This is a genomic window from Undibacterium sp. Ji49W, from assembly GCF_049340205.1.
GTDB lineage: Bacteria > Pseudomonadota > Gammaproteobacteria > Burkholderiales > Burkholderiaceae_D > Undibacterium.
This window is the reverse complement of sequence record NZ_JBMPOW010000013.1, coordinates 168,924-187,411: the sequence shown is the minus strand read 5'-3', so window position 1 is coordinate 187,411 and position 18,488 is coordinate 168,924. Positions and strand designations below refer to the sequence as shown.

17 protein-coding genes and 1 pseudogene are annotated in these 18,488 nt (G+C 51.4%); 7 read left to right on the top strand and 11 right to left on the bottom strand.

From position 1 onward, the window contains the following. Nucleotides 1–351: 351 nt before the first annotated feature. Nucleotides 352–636, bottom strand: a complete 285-nt coding sequence (locus ACO0LK_RS17390) for a HigA family addiction module antitoxin (RefSeq protein WP_422977192.1) — start codon at nucleotides 634–636, stop codon at nucleotides 352–354. A gap of 9 nt (nucleotides 637–645) precedes the next feature. Next, nucleotides 646–924, bottom strand: a complete 279-nt coding sequence (locus ACO0LK_RS17385; RefSeq protein WP_186946162.1) for a type II toxin-antitoxin system RelE/ParE family toxin — start codon at nucleotides 922–924, stop codon at nucleotides 646–648. Between the two features lie 252 nt (nucleotides 925–1,176). On the opposite strand from ACO0LK_RS17385, the gene ACO0LK_RS17380 reads away from it, so the two are divergent. Then, complete coding sequence (locus ACO0LK_RS17380) at nucleotides 1,177–1,815, top strand: hypothetical protein (RefSeq protein WP_422977190.1); 639 nt, start codon at nucleotides 1,177–1,179, stop codon at nucleotides 1,813–1,815. Between the two features lie 170 nt (nucleotides 1,816–1,985). Here the strand turns inward: ACO0LK_RS17380 and ACO0LK_RS17375 are convergent, their stop codons facing one another. Next, nucleotides 1,986–5,084, bottom strand: a complete 3,099-nt coding sequence (locus ACO0LK_RS17375; protein ID WP_422977196.1) for a di-heme oxidoredictase family protein — start codon at nucleotides 5,082–5,084, stop codon at nucleotides 1,986–1,988. A gap of 583 nt (nucleotides 5,085–5,667) precedes the next feature. Here ACO0LK_RS17375 and ACO0LK_RS17370 point away from each other — a divergent pair. After that, nucleotides 5,668–5,991, top strand: a complete 324-nt coding sequence (locus ACO0LK_RS17370) for a hypothetical protein (protein ID WP_422977188.1) — start codon at nucleotides 5,668–5,670, stop codon at nucleotides 5,989–5,991. A gap of 118 nt (nucleotides 5,992–6,109) precedes the next feature. Here ACO0LK_RS17370 and ACO0LK_RS17365 read toward each other — a convergent pair whose 3' ends face one another. The 4 genes and pseudogenes from ACO0LK_RS17365 to glmS all read right to left on the bottom strand — a co-directional run bounded on the left by ACO0LK_RS17365 (nucleotide 6,110) and on the right by glmS (nucleotide 10,677). Continuing rightward, complete coding sequence (locus ACO0LK_RS17365) at nucleotides 6,110–6,802, bottom strand: hypothetical protein (RefSeq protein ID WP_422977186.1); 693 nt, start codon at nucleotides 6,800–6,802, stop codon at nucleotides 6,110–6,112. Between the two features lie 425 nt (nucleotides 6,803–7,227). Continuing rightward, nucleotides 7,228–7,455: pseudogene (locus tag ACO0LK_RS17360) on the bottom strand (transposase); the annotation flags it as partial. A 1,000-nt stretch (nucleotides 7,456–8,455) separates the two neighbouring features. Then, complete coding sequence (locus ACO0LK_RS17355) at nucleotides 8,456–8,797, bottom strand: YciI family protein (protein WP_422977184.1); 342 nt, start codon at nucleotides 8,795–8,797, stop codon at nucleotides 8,456–8,458. Between the two features lie 62 nt (nucleotides 8,798–8,859). After that, on the bottom strand, nucleotides 8,860–10,677 hold the full coding sequence (gene glmS, locus ACO0LK_RS17350; protein ID WP_422977182.1) for a glutamine--fructose-6-phosphate transaminase (isomerizing): 1,818 nt from the start codon (nucleotides 10,675–10,677) through the stop codon (nucleotides 8,860–8,862). A 156-nt stretch (nucleotides 10,678–10,833) separates the two neighbouring features. Between glmS and ACO0LK_RS17345 the strand changes: the two genes are divergently transcribed. Beyond that, nucleotides 10,834–11,295: an Lrp/AsnC family transcriptional regulator gene (locus tag ACO0LK_RS17345; protein ID WP_422977180.1), complete on the top strand. Its 462-nt coding sequence runs from the start codon at nucleotides 10,834–10,836 to the stop codon at nucleotides 11,293–11,295. 7 nt (nucleotides 11,296–11,302) lie between these two features. Here ACO0LK_RS17345 and ACO0LK_RS17340 read toward each other — a convergent pair whose 3' ends face one another. The 3 genes from ACO0LK_RS17340 to ACO0LK_RS17330 form a co-directional block, all read right to left on the bottom strand. Then, nucleotides 11,303–12,145: a substrate-binding periplasmic protein gene (locus tag ACO0LK_RS17340; protein WP_422977178.1), complete on the bottom strand. Its 843-nt coding sequence runs from the start codon at nucleotides 12,143–12,145 to the stop codon at nucleotides 11,303–11,305. A gap of 41 nt (nucleotides 12,146–12,186) precedes the next feature. Beyond that, nucleotides 12,187–13,014 carry a substrate-binding periplasmic protein gene (locus ACO0LK_RS17335; RefSeq protein ID WP_422977176.1) on the bottom strand — a complete coding sequence of 276 codons (828 nt, stop codon included), beginning with the start codon at nucleotides 13,012–13,014 and terminating at the stop codon, nucleotides 12,187–12,189. Between the two features lie 91 nt (nucleotides 13,015–13,105). After that, nucleotides 13,106–13,804: a Crp/Fnr family transcriptional regulator gene (locus ACO0LK_RS17330; protein WP_422977174.1), complete on the bottom strand. Its 699-nt coding sequence runs from the start codon at nucleotides 13,802–13,804 to the stop codon at nucleotides 13,106–13,108. 119 nt (nucleotides 13,805–13,923) lie between these two features. Here ACO0LK_RS17330 and ACO0LK_RS17325 point away from each other — a divergent pair, with 119 nt between their 5' ends. The 3 genes from ACO0LK_RS17325 to ACO0LK_RS17315 are packed head-to-tail and all read left to right on the top strand — an operon-like array spanning nucleotide 13,924 to nucleotide 16,134. After that, on the top strand, nucleotides 13,924–14,514 hold the full coding sequence (locus ACO0LK_RS17325) for an HD domain-containing protein (RefSeq protein ID WP_422977172.1): 591 nt from the start codon (nucleotides 13,924–13,926) through the stop codon (nucleotides 14,512–14,514). Nucleotides 14,515–14,560: 46 nt separating this feature from the next. After that, a complete protein-coding gene (locus ACO0LK_RS17320) occupies nucleotides 14,561–15,319 on the top strand; it encodes a class II aldolase/adducin family protein (protein ID WP_422977170.1) in 759 nt (252 codons plus the stop codon). Then, nucleotides 15,316–16,134: an SDR family oxidoreductase gene (locus tag ACO0LK_RS17315; protein WP_422977168.1), complete on the top strand. Its 819-nt coding sequence runs from the start codon at nucleotides 15,316–15,318 to the stop codon at nucleotides 16,132–16,134. Before ACO0LK_RS17320 ends, ACO0LK_RS17315 begins: the two co-directional genes overlap by 4 nt. A gap of 127 nt (nucleotides 16,135–16,261) precedes the next feature. Here the strand turns inward: ACO0LK_RS17315 and ACO0LK_RS17310 are convergent, their stop codons facing one another. Beyond that, entirely contained in the window at nucleotides 16,262–17,311 is a 1,050-nt protein-coding gene (locus tag ACO0LK_RS17310; RefSeq protein WP_422977166.1) for a porin, read from the bottom strand. Between the two features lie 376 nt (nucleotides 17,312–17,687). Here ACO0LK_RS17310 and ACO0LK_RS17305 point away from each other — a divergent pair, with 376 nt between their 5' ends. Continuing rightward, nucleotides 17,688–18,452, top strand: a complete 765-nt coding sequence (locus ACO0LK_RS17305; protein WP_422977164.1) for a hypothetical protein — start codon at nucleotides 17,688–17,690, stop codon at nucleotides 18,450–18,452. The last annotated feature ends 36 nt before the right edge of the window (nucleotides 18,453–18,488 follow it).

The window sequence follows — 18,488 nt, the reverse complement described above, 5'->3', positions numbered from 1 at the left end:
GCCAAATCCAATCCAATTACGGTAATCTTTTCCATGACGCTTCCCTTCTGTTAAGTAGTTTGTCGAAACTCTACTTTGGCACATCACGATGCCGTTTGGGAGGGAGGCGTCCATTTCATTACCCTACGTCGGGAATTTCACCGCAAAAGCAGGAATAAATTTACAGCCTCCAGCACTTCTCTGTGGCTCTGTGCCTCTGTGGTGAGCTTTCAGGTCTTATGTTTTTCGTCTACCAACACAGTGCGTTAAAACGCCTCACAGTCAAGCATGTTTTGCATATGAATGCTGGTATCTCTGTGGCAGCGCGAAGGCGCATTACCGTCGTTGCAAGACTCGACTCTTTTGCTGTGATCATGCAGCCATTTCTGTGAACCGTTTAATAACGGGACGCTTTTGCTGCCTTGCCTGCCATAAGTCATAGTCTCTTTGTATACCTAACCACATACTGGCGCTGGTGCCGAGTGCGGCTTCGAAGCGCAAGGCCATATCAGCAGACAGATCACTTTTACCATGCAACAAACGCGACAAGGTCGTACGGTCTACCCCCAAATGTCGCGCAACTTCTGTCACAGAGCGGCCCTCTATGTACTCCTGCAACAACTCACCTGGGTGCGGTGGATTAAATTGGGTCAGCATCGTTTACTCCTAATGATAGTCTTGATAATCAACCAGAATCACATCAGTGTCTTCAAATCTGAAGGTCAGACGCCAGTTGCCATTCACTGTCAGCGACCAGTGGCCTTGCAAGTTGCCCTTCAGTGCATGCAGTCGCCAACTTGGGGCATTGAGGTCTTCTGGCTTGGCGGCTTGGTGCAAGGCTGCCAGTTGCAATCTTAGCTTGCCAGCGTGATGTGCCTGTATCCCCGACTTGGTGCCAGTCTCAAAAAACAGCTGCAAACCCTTGTGAGAGAACGATTTAATCATAAAAATAGTGTAGCGCATAACGCCACATTTATCAAGTTGAGCAAATACCGGCGCTTATAACGCATTGCGTCAATAAGAATGAGTGCGAGCAACACCACCTGTTTTAGGACGTGTTATCACAGAGCGCTCTTCACCGAACGCCGCCACAATATATAGCCAGCGACCTGAACTTTAGTCTGGTTCACATAAACCCGAAACAGGCATATCATCCATTTACTTTTCGTGTGATCCATTTTTCGAGAAATAAACACCATGAATTCTTCATTGAAACCAGCTGTTTTATTATGTGCAGCCATCGCGCTTGCCAGCTCACCGAGTGTTTACGCAGCGGATAAACCTGCTGCTCCGTCTGACCTGGCGCTTTCCTGCCAAAACCCGGTAAAGAAAGGCGATACTGCACAGGGCCTGAAGAAACGCTATCCAGGAAACGCCTCGGTGCAGGAAGTCGATGGCGCGGAAGGAAGTACACAAAAAGTACTGGTCCTTTATCCACAAAACCTGATGAAGCCCTACAGGGTAGAAGTGTATTTTGATGATGACGCAATGACCCGACTTGTTTCCGTCAATATCAATATCGAGAAAAGCCAGTGGACTTATCAGGGCTTGAAGACACTCGATTCTATCCAGGCTGTAGAAAAACAAAACGGCAAGCCGTTCACCCTGTATGGCTTCGGCTGGGATTACGGTGGCCACGTCACCAGCTTCAATGATGGCGCATTTTCAAAACCATCCGGCGATTGCACGCCGCATTTCCGCTTCCAGCTACCCCCTGGTAAAAATACGCCCAAGGCCATTCTTGGCGAACAAAAAATCAAATCCAACCTGCCCGCAGTGATCCAGGCACAGCCTTATCTGAGCGAAATATCGCTTGATTTTGTTGAGCAGAAATAGCAAGGACCTTTACAAAGCTCAGCCAGCATAAGCCCGTGCAGGTAAGGTCGCGCACGCATAGTGCCAGAGTGCATGCCTGCAAAAACAAACGGCTGCTGAACATGTATCTGTTCAGCAGCCGTTTTAAAAAGCAACGCTGGTGGGCTGTGACAGCCCACTCAGTACCAGGGTTACAAAGATCTCAGGAAAGCCAATACTGCCTCGCGATCTGCTTTGGACAGGTCCTGGAAGCGTTGACGCGCTTTATCCGCTTCGCCACCATGCCACATGATCGCTTCAGTCAGGTTACGGGCACGACCGTCATGCAGGTAGCCGACCTTGCTGCTATTGCCCATGACCTTGTCGGTATAACCGATACCCCACAGCGGTGAAGTACGCCACATATTGCCCTGTGCCTGGCCTTCAACCAGCTTGTCAGCCAGACCTGCGCCCATGTCATGCAGCAGCAAATCGGTATAAGGGCGTATGGTCTGGTTGCGCAACTCTGCAAACAGATGGCCTGAGCCTGTCTTCATCTCTGCCGTGTGGCAAGACGCACAGCGCATACCCTGGAACAGCTTGGCACCGGCACTTACCTGTTGCGCGTCGACACGGTGTTCATCCAGCGGTGCTACACCTTTGGGGAAACCACTCGGGATACTGCGTTGCGCAGGCACACCCACCAGCGCCAGATAACGCGAGATCGATTGCAGATCGGCTTCCGATATACCCAACTGACGTGGCGCTGCTGCGCAACCGGCAGGGTCAGTCGTGCAACTGCGGTTAGGGTAAGGTGCAGAAGTCACACCCATATCCGCTAGCAATGCAGCAGCCGTCTGGTGACGCAAGGTTGCCTTGGATGCCTTCCAGCCAAAACGACCCAGGCGCACCGTGCCTGTTTCAGGTTCAAACACAAAGTTGGCCACACCCTTGACACCATCTGCATCTGGTGCGGTGCGTGCACGGGCCAGGATATCTGCTTCCGGTATTGCTTCGAGCAGGCCCATGCCTATCATAGGCTGGGCAGCGCGCAAGGAATAAATTGCCGGTACTGCACCTTCGAAAGCCAGTGTTGGCTTGCGCAATTCAACCACCGTGCCATCTGACAGCTTGCCTGAAGTGGTTTCAAATCCGGCCACGTTGACATTGGTGCCCCAGTTTTGCGGTACACCAGACGTCGAAAATGCATTCATCTGTACCACACTGCCATACTGCGGATGTGGCAACTGCTGCCCTGCTGCATTCAACGCAGCTACCCGTACCGACATGCTGTCCAGACGCTGATTGGTTGCGGTTGGTGCCACACTGCGACCATTGTTGACGTGACAGGCAATACAGGCAGACTGGTTGAAACGCGGCCCCTGCAAGCCAACAGCCTGCTGGTAACGATCATTGCCCGGTTCGTTATGATCACCAGTGGTGAAGTTGGTATGCACCAGACGACGGCCTTCAACAAAGCGCTGGATGTTTTGCATACCCGCATTGTTGTGCGGTTGCTGGAACATGAACAAACCATTGTCTGAATAGTTGTAAGACACCGAACCCTGACCACCAGACAAGGTCTCTTCCGGCAAAGGCACAGAATTCAAACGCGGTTGCACGCCATACCATGGCTTCAATCCGGAACCCACCACATAAATCCACTCGGCTGAGTAATAGCGCACACCGCCGCTATCCCCTTTGGCAGCCATGCCGTCAGGCGTCGAAAACATCGACGGCGACACTTCAATCACATCACCGACAACCAGTGGGCGGGCCGGAATATTTTTGCCATTGGGGAAGCCATTTGCATCCAGATCGTCATGCCCTGGATAATCCTTGACGCGCAAGGTACAGGCGCCGTTGACACCATCAGCACTCGCCAGTTTGCCATTGGCCGGATAAGGAACCGGCTTGCAGATGGCAACATTGCGGTCGACCAGTTCACCCGGATTCATCCAGCCATAACCCGTCACACCTACGCGATCAAAACCACGGAAGAAAGCGACACCCCCAGGTAAAAAGTCCACGGTATTGTATTGATTGACGGTGAGCGTCGGCTTGGTCACACCTGCTACGCGACTATTGTCGAGTATCTCAAAACCCCAGGTGCGGTTCTTGAAGTATTGGGCAACGAAGGTCAGGTAATTGCCCGGCCCCTTATCAACCGGCAGACCTGTTGCGGCATCGACGGTTTCGTTCGGGCCATAACCGATTTCATTCCATTCTTCGCCACGTTCACGACCATGGCGAGCCAGGCCGCGCGCGCCGAAGCGTGTCACCAGCGTGCCATCAGGCAGCGTGAATTGCAGTGTTTCCAATGGCTCGGCGGCGGCAGGCAATGCTGCCCAGCCACTGCCACTGGCAGGGAATTTCAATGCCGATGTGGTGGCATCGGCTATGGTGTTGTCACTGCCAGGCGACTTGAATTCGACTTCAAACAATGAATACCCGTATTGTGTAGCACGGGCCACACCTTGCAGGCGTATATAGCGGGCATTGGCACCGAGATTAAAGAATTCTTCCGTACCGCCCTTGCCACCGCTGACATAGCGCAATTGTGACCAGGTCTGGCCATCATCCGACACACGCAATGCATATTCTTTGCCATAGGCGTTTTCCCAGACCAGCTTCATGTAGCCAACTGGTGTCTTGGTACCAAAATCAAACTGTATCCACGCACCGTCTTCAGACGTACTGCCCCAGCGCGTATTCATTTTTCCGTCAATCGCCATGGCAGCCGACATGGCCTGATTTTCTACTGCGGAAGAGCTTGCCGCCACAGGTTTGACTGCCACACCAGGCTTGCTCAAGTCTACCTGACCTGGTTGACTTGGCTGGCTGGGCTGTGTTGGTTGCGTTGGATCTGTACCCGGCTGCGACACCACTGGCGTACCAGAAAAAGCCTGGATTTCAATAATCGAATACCCATACTGTGTCGAACGCTTGATACCTTTCATACGCAGATAGCGGCCCTTGCCGTTCAGATCGGTCAGGTCTTCAACACCGCCCTGGCTGTTATCTACCGTCTTGATCGTGGTCCAGTCTGCATTATTGTCAGACACCTGCAACAGGTACTGTATGGCATGGGCGTTTTCCCACTGTATGCGCACGCGGGTGATGGTTTCGGTTTTGCCGAAATCCAGTGTCAGGTACTGGTCATCAGTAAAACCACTACCCCAGCGCGTGTTGTCATTATGATCGATTGCCGCAGCAGCAGACAGGTCGCCACGTTCCATGGAACTGGCAGTAGCACTGACAGGTGTCAGCACAGTTTCGGCAGCCGGTGCAGCTTGCGGTGGTGCCGCCATGGGCGCATTGCCTGCGCCATTCTGAGCAGCAGAATCAGCACTGCTGGAACCTCCGCAACCTGACAGTTGCAAGCAGAGTAGAGATGACGCCAGACAGACGGTCGTCATGCGGGCAGATAGTTTTTTCACGTAAGAACTCCTGGTTTATACGTTAGTCATTTTTGATGGAGCTTGTGTGCGACATCTTTTGAAATCCATGGCGCATGCTTGTGGATGCGCACGAATAATGAACTGCCTGTAATGCGATGAATTCAAAAAAGAAAATGGCCTAACAGTGGGTGTCTTTGTTTGTCGAAGCGCCACAGTACCCAGTCACCATGCGGCTTGCAAGCCAGCCCGGGCAGATACGCAACAGACCAGGAAGACCATAAACCCTCACTGAATTGAGACATGGTTCATCTCAATTTTTGTCAGTGCACTGACAGATTTGGTCAGTTTCAACATCGTTCAATCACTGCGCTGAACAAAAAATCGTGATGCGAATTGCAGAATTTTTCATTCCGCTGACTTCATCATTCATTGACACGCATCTCACACGCGGAATAAGACACCGCACCATTTTTATTCAGACAGGAAGCTTGGAATGGAGTTGGATTCCGGACGTGAATTCATTTGCAATCATGGCAACGACGAAGAAACTCAGCACTTCATATCGTCTGCAAATAAAATAGAGAGGAAAGAGATAGTGTATTACCGTGCATCCAAATACGACGATAAGGGTACAGCGCTAATGCCACTAACAATACCCGGCAAAGCCGGTGACAAAAAATGGCCGCAAGAAGTGAAGGTACATCTTGAATCGAACAAAATTTTGCACAAAAACGAAAGTGGTATTACCGCTCCGGTCGTTTATGACAAACCTGTAAGACACAAATTGATTTTTCTGTTACAGAAAACTTACAAATAATGGAGGTCACAAATGGCGCAAACGGCATTTGCGGTGGCGATTCAGTAAGTCTTGGTCAGCGTTCAATAATAGTGTGATTAGAAATAGCTACCTGCTTTAAAAAATAACACGCTCTAAATTAGGGTATTAAAACCGCCTCTACCTTGCCACCAGTCAGATTAATCAATTTACTCTCGCCGTTTTCAAATCGTATCCAGGCACATGGGAATTCCACTTCTTCGTGATAGGCAAATACTTCACCAACACCAAAACGCTCATGGCGCACTCGCTGACCGATATTGAATGGCTTCTGGCTATTGCCCTGATTCTGCTTTAGTACCTGTATTTGATAGTAATGCCAGATATTCTCTTCTGGCCCGTTCTTGATGCGCTTGTATGCACGCATCCAGGGCCACAACAAATTAGTATTGCCTTCGCATTGCAGGCCCGGCACATCCTCCCCTTGCCAGCTAATCACACCCCAAGTCGCACCATGGTTACGACGATAAACTTCACCAACATAGCTGCCGAACATTCTTGCAAACGTCTGCACCTTGTCATCGTCCGGCGACATATTCGGTAAAGTTGCGTGGTACTCCGCCAGCATGGTTTCAATATGAGCGACACTCGCATCGGTCCAATCCAGTTCATGCTGATACGTTTCCCTTGCAAAACGCAAAGCTTCTTGCGCGTGAAGTTCTGCGTTTTCTTGCACCTTGTGGTCAGCAGTAAATATCGGCGCAGCAGCCTGAGTAGCGGCCATCGTTGATTGAACTACTTCCGCCATGTTGCTGGAATTCTTGCCGCCTAAGAGTTTCTTTAGCCAGTTCATTTGGTTTCGTTCAGTTTGAATTAGTAGTGTTCTGGTTAAGCCTACGGGATGCGGTTTGACCAGGCATACAAAGAAGTAGATATTTATTCTTGTTATACATTCCGCTTCGATATTGTCTACTGCAATGCTCGATTACTTTGGCGTAGTGAAATGGGAGTTTTAGCAGACGACGACTTCCTTTTCTTAATCGGACTTGTAACTAATGGATGAGCAGGCTTTGTGACACGGTCAGGTAGTGGCACGCATGAAATCGCATGAGGAGGTGCTGTCAGAGATGCAGGCAACTTTTTTGCGGCCTTGGAGAGTCAGTACAGGAGGCTTAAACTTATCTTGCTGGTCGCTGTGCTTGGGGATATTTCAGACACAACAATCAAATCCAAAATGTCGTAATGATAGACCTAACCCCAGCTTTGTTCAGCTTTGTTAAAAACTGCACGCCACTTCTCGCAGCTTGACCAGGCATTAAATCTCTTATAAATCGAGTTCCAGCGACCAAACGCTTTCGGTAAGTCTCTCCACAGGCAACCCACTCTCAACCGATACAGCATCGCTTCTACCATCAGGCGTAAATTGCGCTTGTTATAAATTCGTTCTTGAAGCAAAATCTTCTTTAGCTTCGACCAAAGCTCGTCGTTGAGCAGCAATCGGGGCATGGCAAACTCGTGTTAATCCGGTGTGAGAACCTTAACAATACAAGTTTGCCTTTCTTTTTCAAAGGCTTACGCTCAAACGTCAACAGCCCCTAGTCACTAACCAGAAAGATAGGAGATGGATTTGACAAAACGAATCAGGCACATCACCGACGTGTGGACTGCAATGGAAATTCTCCGAACGTGTAGGATGAGGACTTCCAGCTGCAACACACTAAACGCAGACTCAGGAGCTAACTTCTTACCCATTGGCGGGTTGAAGTCACAAGCAAATCGACAGGGCGCGGAAATTCGATGCCTGTGGTTCGGTCAATGTCAAAATGCCGGACCGCTGCCGTACAGAACTAATATCTTACATCGGCAAGGCCTTTGGCGTGAGGTCGTGCCTCTAGGCTCGAACCCTAAGCTTCTCCGGCTCATTGGCATCAAGTTTACTGAATCGGAGCTTGATAAATACATAAGCCCACCATGGTGGGGCTGGGCAGTGAAAATCCCAGTAGTGGGCAGATACTTTGAGCCAAGGCTTGATGATTGGAGGCGACAAGCTCGTATTGACTATCGTCGACACGTGCGCACTCTCATCAGGTCTAAACCGAGATACATAGAAGTAGGCTAGTTTCAATCATACTACGACAGTACCGCCCCAAGAGAGCGCAATCACCGATGAACGTCTTTTAATTTCTAAAAGTGACATATCGGAAGCCTTCGCTAAGCATGAGCTAAGTCATTCAGGCAAAAGCTGCTAAGCAATGCCATAGGATGGCTGCCACGATCAACCTTGTCCTCGCTCGCTCTACTTTATTCGACGGCGTGAATCTTGATTGCATTGAATATAGCTGGTTGAGAGGAAGACCTGAAAGTGGCTCGGCAGACGATCAGTAAATTAAGTTGGTCGAGGCAGGTCGGACGATATCGACCCAAAGCGGAACTACACTAGCTCTAACTCACCTCGACCGAAGCGCGCATTTCGGGAGCGAGCAGAATGTACAGCAACACTCCGACCTCACAACTCCGAATCAAACCAAAATACCCTAAGCTCCAGATCACAGCGACAGGCTTTCGCAAGACGCGTGGCCCAGGCGATGGCGTCCTCTCTTGAAGGAAGCTCAAGTACAGTGAATCCACCATTGAGTGGAGGTGCCCAAGGGTAGCCTCCCTCAGCGACTGCGCCATTGGCTGATACCAGAACGGGCGGCACTGTTTCATCAATACCACCGGCGAAAACATAGACGCCTGCTTCCTTAGTCTCGCGTATCACAGCATGGGCATCTCGCCCCACTGCCTCCATCTCACTGTCGGGTACTTTCATTGCAGCACTGGGAAATGAAATGAGGTACTTTGCCATGATCTGCTTTCTCCAAAAATTGGGGGCTTGGTGATCATGGCAATGTAACTCAATATACTGCCCTATTCAACCGTCACACTCTTCGCCAAATTCCTCGGTTTATCCACATCCGTCCCCCGTGCCAATGCCGTGTGATACGCCAGCAATTGCAGTGGCACTACGTGCAATATTGGTGACAACTGCCCGTAATGTTCTGGCAGGCGTATCACGTGTACGCCTTCGCTGGAGGTGATGCGGGAGTCGGCGTCGGCGAAGACGTAGAGTTCGCCGCCGCGGGCGCGGACTTCCTGCATGTTGGATTTGAGTTTTTCTATCAGGGTGTCGTTGGGGGCGACGGTGACGACGGGCATTTCTTTGGTGACCAGGGCCAGGGGGCCGTGCTTGAGTTCACCTGCCGGGTAGGCTTCGGCGTGGATGTAGGAAATTTCTTTGAGTTTTAATGCGCCTTCGAGGGCGATGGGGTAATGCAGGCCGCGACCGAGGAAGAGTGCGTTTTCTTTGCGGGCGAATTCTTCTGCCCAGGAAATGATTTGTGGTTCCAGTGCCAGCACGGCGCTGATGGCGACGGGCAGGTGGCGCAGGGCACGGATGTGTTCTACCTCATCAGTTTCGGTGAGGCGGCCTTTGCTTTGTGCAAGGGACAGTGCCAGCAGGAAGAGTGCTGCCAGTTGTGTGGTGAAAGCCTTGGTGGAGGCGACGCCGACTTCGACACCAGCGTGTGTGATGTATGACAAGGCGCATTCGCGCACCATGGCGCTGGTGGATACATTGCAGACAGTGAGTGTGTGCAGCATGCCCAGGCTGCGTGCATGTTTTAATGCGGCCAGGGTGTCTGCGGTTTCGCCACTTTGCGAGATGGTGACGACCAGTGAATTGGGGTTGGGTACACTTTCGCGGTAGCGGTATTCGCTGGCGATTTCTACATTGACGGGGATTTTAGCGATTGCTTCTATCCAGTATTTGGCTGTCAGTCCAGCGTAATAGCTGGTGCCGCAGGCGAGTATCAATACTGAGTCTATCTGCTTGAAGACTTTGTAGGCACCATCACCAAACAGTTCGGGCATGATGCTGATGACGCCTTCGAGCGTGTCTGCAATTGCACGCGGTTGCTCGAAAATTTCTTTTTGCATGTAGTGGCGGTAAGGGCCGAGCTCTGCTGCGCCGCTGTGGGCGTGTACGGTTTTTACTTCGCGCTGGACTGATTTGCCTTCGCTATCGACTATCCATACTTTTTGCAGTTGCAGGTCTACTACGTCGCCTTCTTCCAGGTAGATGATCTGGTCTGTGGTGCCTGCCAGCGCCATGGCGTCGGATGCGAGAAAATTTTCGCCCTGGCCAACGCCGACGATCAACGGAGACCCCTGGCGTGCGCCGACGACGCGGTGTGGTTCATCGCGGCAGAATACGGCGATGGCAAATGCGCCAGTCAGGCGCTTGATGGCGATTTGCACAGTCTCAAACAAATCACCGCTGTAGAGGTGGTCTATGAGGTGGGCGATGACTTCGGTGTCGGTCTGGCTTTCAAAGACATAACCGGCCTGTGTCAGTTCGGCGCGCAGTTCTTCATGGTTTTCTATGATGCCGTTGTGCACGAGAGCGATGCGGTCACGTGAAAAATGCGGGTGGGCATTTGATGAAGACGGTGCGCCGTGCGTGGCCCAGCGGGTGTGGGCAATGCCGGTGAAGCCAGCAAGGCCGGACTGGTCTATCTGCGCTTGCAAGTCGGCCACGCGGGATGTGCTGCGTGAGCGTTGCAGGTGGCCATCTACATGCAGGGCGACGCCGCAAGAGTCATAACCACGGTATTCAAGCCGTTTCAAGCCTTCGAGCAAGACGGGGGTGATATTACGTTGTGCAACTGCGCCGACGATACCGCACATGATGACCTCTGATGAAAGAATTGATATGTAGCCATGCTAAAGCAGATGGAATGATGTTTTCTTTCAAAATTCAATCATTATTGAAATTTAAAGAACATCAATTTCATATTTGAACTATTATTTCATTTATAGTCATTTCAAGAAATAATTAGCCACATGTTTACCATCGACGAGTTGGACAAGCGTATTTTGCAACAATTGCAAAAGGATGCATCCCTGACCAATCATGAACTGGCCTTGCGCGTGCATGCGTCTGCCCCTACCTGCCTGCGTCGCGTCAAGCGGCTGACGGATGAGGGTATTATTGCCCGCCAGGTGGCGATACTGGATACCACCAAGCTGGGAGCTGGCCTGACGGCGATTGTGGAAATCACGCTTGATCATCAGGCGACAGAAAAACTGCTGGAATTTGAACAACTGGTGGCGCAGGAAATCGCCGTGCAGCAATGCTACCGGATATCACCCGGGCCGGATTTTGTATTGGTGATACAGGTGGCGGATATGGCGGCGTACCATGCGCTGGCGCACCGGCTGTTTGCGGCCCACGCCAATGTGCGTAATGTACGCAGCTTTTTTTCTATTCTACGTAGCAAGTTTGAAACGGGCATTGCCCTGTAAGACGCTATCAGCGCGGACGTATGCTTTCCATCAGGACGCTGGCGGGGTAATAGCGCATGAAGCCTTTCCAGACTGTGCCGGATTTGGCGACTTGCTCCAGCAGGTCTTTCAAGGCTGCCTTGTCTTCCTTGTTGAGGGATCTGTTTGAAATATAGGCACCGCTATCACCCCAGGGTAATTCAGGAATAGGTTCAACACGCAGCTTGTCCAGCATGTCTTGCACACGGGCATCGTCCATCATGGCGCCGGCAAGTATGGAGGGTGCCATGATGGTGATATCGGCAATGCCCGCCTTTAACAGGCGGGCGACGGAAAGCGGATCGGCATCAAAAAACAATCGCCCCTGTTTGTTTAGCTGCCTGATCAGGTCCTGATAGGTGGGACCGTAATCAAAGCCACGCACCAAAACCACTTTCAGGTCTTTCTTGTCCAGCAGATCTTGCGCTGATGTAATTACAGGGCGATTGCTGTCTATGGAAATGATGGTAGCGCGGTTGTAGATCATGGGGATAAAAATGCCATGTTCATCACGCTTGGGGGTTCTGCTGGCAGGGATGAGCAGATCGGCCCGCCCGGTTTCAAACATCAATTCCATCCTTGCCCTGGGTACGGCGGTCAGGGTGAATTTGCATGTCTCAGTCAGGTTACGCAAGATGTCCGGGTAGATACCGTCAATCTTTTCTCCATTGATGATGACGCTGCGCCCCGTGGCAGCAAGCGGCACATTGATGGTGCGCGAACATGCGGCCAGTGCCTGTGCGCCAAAAACACTGACGCTAAAAAATAGGAAGATGCGCAGTAGCGCTGTATTTCTGCCAAAACCCATTGATATATTGCCCAAATACTTCATCTACAGTGAATATAAAACACAGTAATCACGCCTGGCTACACTTAGCGAGGGCGGTTGCCTTCTTTCAACACCTCTGGTTTGTAATAGCGCAAGAATCCCTTCCACACCGCGCCTGAACGCGCTGCCCGCTCCATCATGTCCTGCAAGGCATTGCGGTCATCCTGGGTCAGTGATTTTTTGGACAGGTAGACGCCGCTATCGCCCCAAGGCAGTTCGGGGATGGCTTCAAAACGTAATTTCTCGGATAAATCATCGACCCTGGCATCGGCCTGCACCGCACCGGCAAAAATGTATGGAGCCATGATGGTGATATCTGCCACACCTGCCTTCAACACCCGTGCAACGGAAACGGCATCGGTTTCCAGGATCAGCCTGCCCTGCCGACCAAGCTCAGCCGAAATGGACTGGTAGGCTTCGCCGTAGTCATAGCCACGTACCAGTGCCACTTTCAGGTTCTTTTGTTCCAGCAGTTCTTGCTGGCTGTGTATGGCAGGGCGTGCTGACTGAATGGAAATCAGGGTGGCGCGAGTATAGATCAGCGGCACGAAAATACCATGTTCATCACGGCGGTTGGTGCGAATGGCGGGGAAGAGGATATCTGCCTGGCCGTTTTCAAACTGTAGTTCCAGCCTGGCCCTGGGTACGGCAGAAAAATGAAACTGACAAGTTTCCCTGGAAGCAAGGCCTTTAAAAATATCCGGATAAATGCCGGTAATGTTGTCACCATTGACAATGACGCTATGGCCCTGCGCGGCAACCGGGGCATTGATGATACGCGAACAGGCAGCATGCGCCTGCACTGCCATACTGCTCAACAGCAGGTAAAGAAAGCCACCGCGCATGCCATACCATTTTGTCAGGAAATTCATCACAGCCCGCCTGAAACAAGGAGTCTGTCTACAATAGACCAGAACGCCGCTTTTCGCAAAGAAACATTTCACTTAAGAAAATTTAACAAAATTATTCTTTGTCGCAGTAATTGGCCAGCCTGCTTTCTGATCGTATTTCTATCTTGCCATAAGCCAGCCTGATCAAGGCATTCTGGCTGAAAAACTGTAATTCTTTCGACAGGGTCTGGCGAGTTATGCCCAGCATCATCGCCAGCGATTCCTGCGTGACTTTGACCATCGCATGGTCACCCTGCTGGCGGTTGGCAACATCTGCCAGCAATAACAGGCGACGTGCCACCCTGGCCCTGACTGATCGCAGGCCGCCATCTTCCACGATACCGTATAACAGGCGTATGCGTCGTGCCAGCATTTGTGCAATGGCTGTGGCAAAGACTGTTCTTTGCATGAGGATGGCAAAAGTTGCCGGGGGCAAGACCAGCAACTCGACTTCATCCAGAGCGGTTGCGTCATGGGTGCGTGGCTGGCCATCAATCAATGAAATTTCACCAAACCAGGTGGCGGCGTCAAGAATGATGAGTATGGCTTCGCGCCCGCCTTCGCTTAGCGTGGACATCTTGATACTGCCGCTGATGACAGCATAGAAACCGCTGGGCATATCACCCTGGCGAAACAGCATTTCACCAGGCCGCAAGCGCAAATGCTCGCCTGCGGCTACCATAGCCTTACGGTCCCGCGCAGGCAGGGCAGCAAACCAGGGATCGCCCAGCAGGATGTGCATGGTACTGTCGTCAGGGGTTATGGCCAGCATAGGGATCAAATTAATCAGGGCAGAATTATGTAAACGTCCAATTGTAAAATATTTGACAGTTTAAGATAAGAACAGCGTTGTAAGGTATGCCGACAAGCATTTACTGAGGAGACAGTCACATGCAACATCACGCCCAATTTGTCCGCATGGAGGACAGTACAAAAGAAGACTGGCAAGTCATCGGTGGTGAATTCATGCAATTTGCCCAGCACCTGCCCGAACGGGTCATCAAGCATTTGCGTCTACTGGAAGGTGATTACGGCGGTTTCCCGATAGACCGGTTCACCCATTCATTGCAAACAGCCACCCGTGCCATGCGCGATGGCCGTGATGATGAATATGTGTGCTGCGCCCTGCTGCATGATATTGGCGATACCCTGGGCTCTTTCAACCACCCGGATATTGCGGCAGCCATTCTGAAACCCTTTGTCACTGAAGACAATCTGTGGATGGTGCAACACCATGGCATCTTCCAGGGGCATTACTTCTTCCACCACATCGGCATGGACAGGGATATGCGCGAGCAATTCCGTCAGCACACCCACTTTGAACGCACGGCAGAATTTTGTGCCTTGTACGACAACCCTTCATTTGATGCGCATGCTGAAACTTTTCCGCTGGTGGAATTTGAACCGATGCTGAAGCAATTATTCAGCAAACCACGTAATACGATCTACAAGACAGCAGTCAGCGAAGCTGTAGTCAAATAAGTGCTGATACGTAAGTCTCATTCAAAAAAACAACACTGGAGATAGTATGAACATAGCCTCAATCAAGGATCAGGTCAGCGCAGAAGAATGGCAATTGCGCGTCGATCTGGCCGCCTGTTACCGCCTGGTCGCCGCCTATGGCTGGAGCGATCTGGTATTCACTCATATCAGCGCCCGCATCCCGGGCCCTGAACATCATTTCCTGATCAATCCGTATGGGCTAATGTTTGACGAGATCACGGCGTCGTCTCTGGTGAAGGTGGATCAGCAGTGCAACAAGGTGATTGATTCGCCCTTCCCGGTGAACCCGGCTGGCTTTGTCATCCACAGCGCCGTGCATGCGGCACGTGAAGATGTGCAATGCGTATTGCATACGCATACCCGTGCCGGGGTGGCTGTCAGCGCGCAAAAATGCGGGGTGCTGCCACTGTCGCAGCAATCGACTTTTGTGCTGGCATCGCTGGCTTATCATGATTATGAGGGCGTTGCTTTCAGGGAAGATGAAAAACCACGCTTGCAAGCTGACATGGGACAGGCTAACTTTCTGGTGTTGCGCAATCATGGCTTGTTGACAGTGGGTAAATCGATCGCCGATGCCTTCCTGTCGATGTACACCTTTGAAGCTACCTGCCAGATACAACTGGCAGCACAGGCTGGTGGAGGTGAACTGGTTCACGTCAATCCCCTGATCGTCAAAGGGGTGTCTGAAGCCATGCGTGTGCAGACGGGTGGATTGGGTGGTGCCTTTGTGTGGCCGTCCCTGATACGCAAACTGGATCGCATGGATGAAAGCTATAAAACATGACTGAAAAACACAAGGTCGTCATCATCACCGGCAGTTCTGATGGTATAGGTGCAGAAATGGCGCGTCAGTTGGCACGCACCCACGGTGCCAGACTGGCACTGGTGCTGGCTGCCCGCAATGAAGATGCCTTGAAAAAAGTGGCTGCTGAGTGCAAGGCGTTCGGTGCCGTATCGCTGGTGGTGAAAACCGATGTCGGCATGGAATCGAATTGCCGCCAGTTGATAGAAGCCGCTGTAGCACAGTTTGGCAGCATTGATGTGCTGATCAACAATGCCGGTAAATCTGCACAGGCGCTGTTTGAAGAGGTGGATAACCTGGGCTGGTACCAGGAACTGATGCGTATCAATTTCTGGGGCAGTATCTGGTGCACGCATGCGGCACTGCCCTACCTGAAAAAATCGCGTGGCTCCATCGTTGCCGTTTCTTCGCTGGCCGGCTTGATCGGTGTGCCAGGTCGCACGGCTTACAGTTCCAGCAAATTTGCCATGGTCGGTTTTTTTGAAAGCCTGCGTGCAGAGCTCAGGGGTTCAGGCGTCAGGGTCACGCTGGCTTACCCTGGCGTGGTTGCCACCCAGATCCGCTATCACGGTTATAACGCCGCAGGCGAAGCTGCTGGCAGCAGTGGTCTGAAAGAAGATGATGCGATGTCGATAGAAGAATGCGCCGCCCTGATCATACGCGGCTATGAACGCGGCGACCGCGAAGTGGTCATGACCTTCAAGGGCAAACTGGGGCGCTGGCTGAAATTGATAGCACCAGGCCTGGTAGAAAAAATGGCGATGGCGGCGCTGAAGAAAGAAGTCAGGCCGCACTAGGAACATAAACGAACAGTTTCATCAAGCAAAAATGGCCTGAGCTGCAATCGCAGTTCAGGCCATTCAGTTTTCTACTGCACTACTTGATCAGAAACGATCAGAATCGATCAGAATCGATCAGAATCGATCAGAAGCGGTGTTGAATACCTACCGTCGCAGACGACTGATTGGTCGCAAAACCGGCATCATCACGTGATACACCTGTCAGCTTGTTGTTGCTGGCCTTGGCATAGCCGGTGGCTACGTAGATGTCAGTGCGTTTCGACAAAGCATATCTGGCGCGCAATACCAGCAAACCCGGGTCAGCATCTGCACCTGGCGCTACATTCTTGATGTCTTGATAGTAGTACACACCTGTCAATGTCCATGCCGGAGCCACTGCATAATTGGCACCCAGCCACAGGGTGTCACTACGCTGATCGGCTGCGCCGGTAGCCAGGGTTTTCTTGAAATTGCGGTAACCGACAAACAGCTTGGCATCACCCAGATCATAGGTGCCGCCCAGATGCAATACCTTGGCCTGGTCGTAAGAGCCGTTGGCGATCGGTGCGCTATTGTTTTGTTCGTAAGTGATGACCGCAGCCCATGGGCCATCAAATGCACTGGCAGCCAGGATGTATTTGGCGTTGCCCGACGTATTGCCAGCGACTTCACCAAAACCATAGGTTGCACCCAGTTTGAAACCCTTGCCATCAAACTGGTATTTGAGCAGATTGGAAACACCGGTCAGCATGCCGTCTTTGCGGTTGCCCGTAGCACCGGCAGAAGTTGCCCAGGAATATTGCGGCGCATAGCCCATAGGGTCAAATGGCAAAATGAAATCATAGATTGTGCTGTAAGAACGACCAGCAACGATACGACCAAAGTCACCCTGCAAACCCACGTTCGCCTGACGGCCAAAGATGTCACCATCGGATGCGCCGGTATCCAGCAAGACGCCGCCTTCCAGCTGCATGATGGCTTTCAGGCCATTGCCCAAGTCTTCGCTACCGCGCAGACCAAAGCGCGATGTATTCATACCACCACTGTTGAGTTTGAACTGGCTGTTTTTATTTGCATCAGCATTGTTGTTGTAAGTGATATTGGCATCAATCAAACCGTAGATGGTCACACTTGATTGTGCATGTGCTGCACTTGCCATGCATACCAGCGTTGCGACGCCGAGTAGCTTTTCCATTGCTGTTCTCCTTTAGAAATTTTATTTTGCAGACAACATGCGCGTCATGTAGTCCAGGTCGTGCTGACCTGTGATGTGAATACAAACAGTTCAATACGCCCTGAATACATGCTAAAGAATTGAGGCTTTCAGTTTCCTTTCTATTGCCGCCTTTGGCTCTTGCAGGCTGACGGTCTGTGGTAAAAAAGCCTCTTTACACCATAGTTGAATTTTCTGGTTCCAGCCAGATTTTCCATTCCGCTTACGCCATTTTTTGTTGGTTTTACTCCCTTTTTCTACGTTTGGTCTCATTGCGATGGTGGCATGCGACAGCGCGTCTTAATCTGTCTCTGCAGTCACCCATAACCCGAAACAAACTTACCAAATGGAGCTCATCATGAATAAAGTTACATCTATCCTCAACAATGCCACAGCCAAAAAACTGGTGTTTGCTGCCAGTCTGGCAATTTTCTCTGCCAGCAATGCCATGGCTTTTTCTGAAACAGAATTCCGTACGGCAGTGAAGAAACTCGTAGCTGGTCCCGACACCAGCCCCAGCTCCGGAATCAGTCACGATCAATATGTTGCCAAGGCCGTCAGCATGTGGTTGAACCAGGATTACGTTAACTCCGTCGGGCAGGCAGAAATTGATGCAGCACGACAAGCCAGCCAGCATGCCGCCAACAGCTTTAACAGCTTGCTGCAACAAGAACCAGGCAACCCCTTGCTGATGTCGTATGCAGGCGCAGCGACGGCCAAATCCTCGCTGGAAAAAATAGCAAAAGAAGAAAAAACGACAGCACTGGAAGATGGCACCGCCATGGTGGAACAGGCATTGCAACTGGCAGGCAACAGCCAGGCCATGCATGGTTCGGTACCGGTTGCGCTGGAAGTACGCTTTGTCGCCGCCAGCACTTTTCTGGCTGTACCACGGGTCATGAACCGCAAGCAGCAAGGCGAACAATTGTTGAATGAAGTGCTGGATGCCCCACAGTTTGCCCAGACTGATCTGAACTTCCGTGGTGCAGTATGGTTGCGTGCCGCCACACTGGCGATGGAACAGCAACGTGCAGATGATGCCAAAAAGTTTTTGACCGAAATCCTGAATAACAATGCGCCGCAATCACGCAGCGCGACGGAACTGTTGCAGAAACTGTCCTGATCACTTGTCCTGATCAATGCTAATGAAGATATACCC

Excerpts from the sequence above, each read along its gene's own strand:
- ACO0LK_RS17325 (WP_422977172.1), top strand. The coding sequence starts at position 13,924 with ATGCAACATCACGCCCAATTTGTCCGCATGGAGGACAGTACAAAAGAA.
- ACO0LK_RS17320 (WP_422977170.1), top strand. The coding sequence starts at position 14,561 with ATGAACATAGCCTCAATCAAGGATCAGGTCAGCGCAGAAGAATGGCAA.
- ACO0LK_RS17355 (WP_422977184.1), bottom strand. The coding sequence starts at position 8,797 with ATGGCAAAGTACCTCATTTCATTTCCCAGTGCTGCAATGAAAGTACCC.
- ACO0LK_RS17365 (WP_422977186.1), bottom strand. The coding sequence starts at position 6,802 with ATGAACTGGCTAAAGAAACTCTTAGGCGGCAAGAATTCCAGCAACATG.
- ACO0LK_RS17370 (WP_422977188.1), top strand. The coding sequence starts at position 5,668 with ATGGAGTTGGATTCCGGACGTGAATTCATTTGCAATCATGGCAACGAC.
- ACO0LK_RS17315 (WP_422977168.1), top strand. The coding sequence starts at position 15,316 with ATGACTGAAAAACACAAGGTCGTCATCATCACCGGCAGTTCTGATGGT.
- ACO0LK_RS17340 (WP_422977178.1), bottom strand. The coding sequence starts at position 12,145 with ATGAAGTATTTGGGCAATATATCAATGGGTTTTGGCAGAAATACAGCG.
- ACO0LK_RS17375 (WP_422977196.1), bottom strand. The coding sequence starts at position 5,084 with ATGGCGGCACCACCGCAAGCTGCACCGGCTGCCGAAACTGTGCTGACA.
- ACO0LK_RS17330 (WP_422977174.1), bottom strand. The coding sequence starts at position 13,804 with ATGCTGGCCATAACCCCTGACGACAGTACCATGCACATCCTGCTGGGC.
- ACO0LK_RS17345 (WP_422977180.1), top strand. The coding sequence starts at position 10,834 with ATGTTTACCATCGACGAGTTGGACAAGCGTATTTTGCAACAATTGCAA.
- ACO0LK_RS17335 (WP_422977176.1), bottom strand. The coding sequence starts at position 13,014 with ATGAATTTCCTGACAAAATGGTATGGCATGCGCGGTGGCTTTCTTTAC.
- ACO0LK_RS17390 (WP_422977192.1), bottom strand. The coding sequence starts at position 636 with ATGCTGACCCAATTTAATCCACCGCACCCAGGTGAGTTGTTGCAGGAG.
- ACO0LK_RS17305 (WP_422977164.1), top strand. The coding sequence starts at position 17,688 with ATGAATAAAGTTACATCTATCCTCAACAATGCCACAGCCAAAAAACTG.
- ACO0LK_RS17385 (WP_186946162.1), bottom strand. The coding sequence starts at position 924 with ATGATTAAATCGTTCTCTCACAAGGGTTTGCAGCTGTTTTTTGAGACT.
- glmS (WP_422977182.1), bottom strand. The coding sequence starts at position 10,677 with ATGTGCGGTATCGTCGGCGCAGTTGCACAACGTAATATCACCCCCGTC.
- ACO0LK_RS17380 (WP_422977190.1), top strand. The coding sequence starts at position 1,177 with ATGAATTCTTCATTGAAACCAGCTGTTTTATTATGTGCAGCCATCGCG.
- ACO0LK_RS17310 (WP_422977166.1), bottom strand. The coding sequence starts at position 17,311 with ATGGAAAAGCTACTCGGCGTCGCAACGCTGGTATGCATGGCAAGTGCA.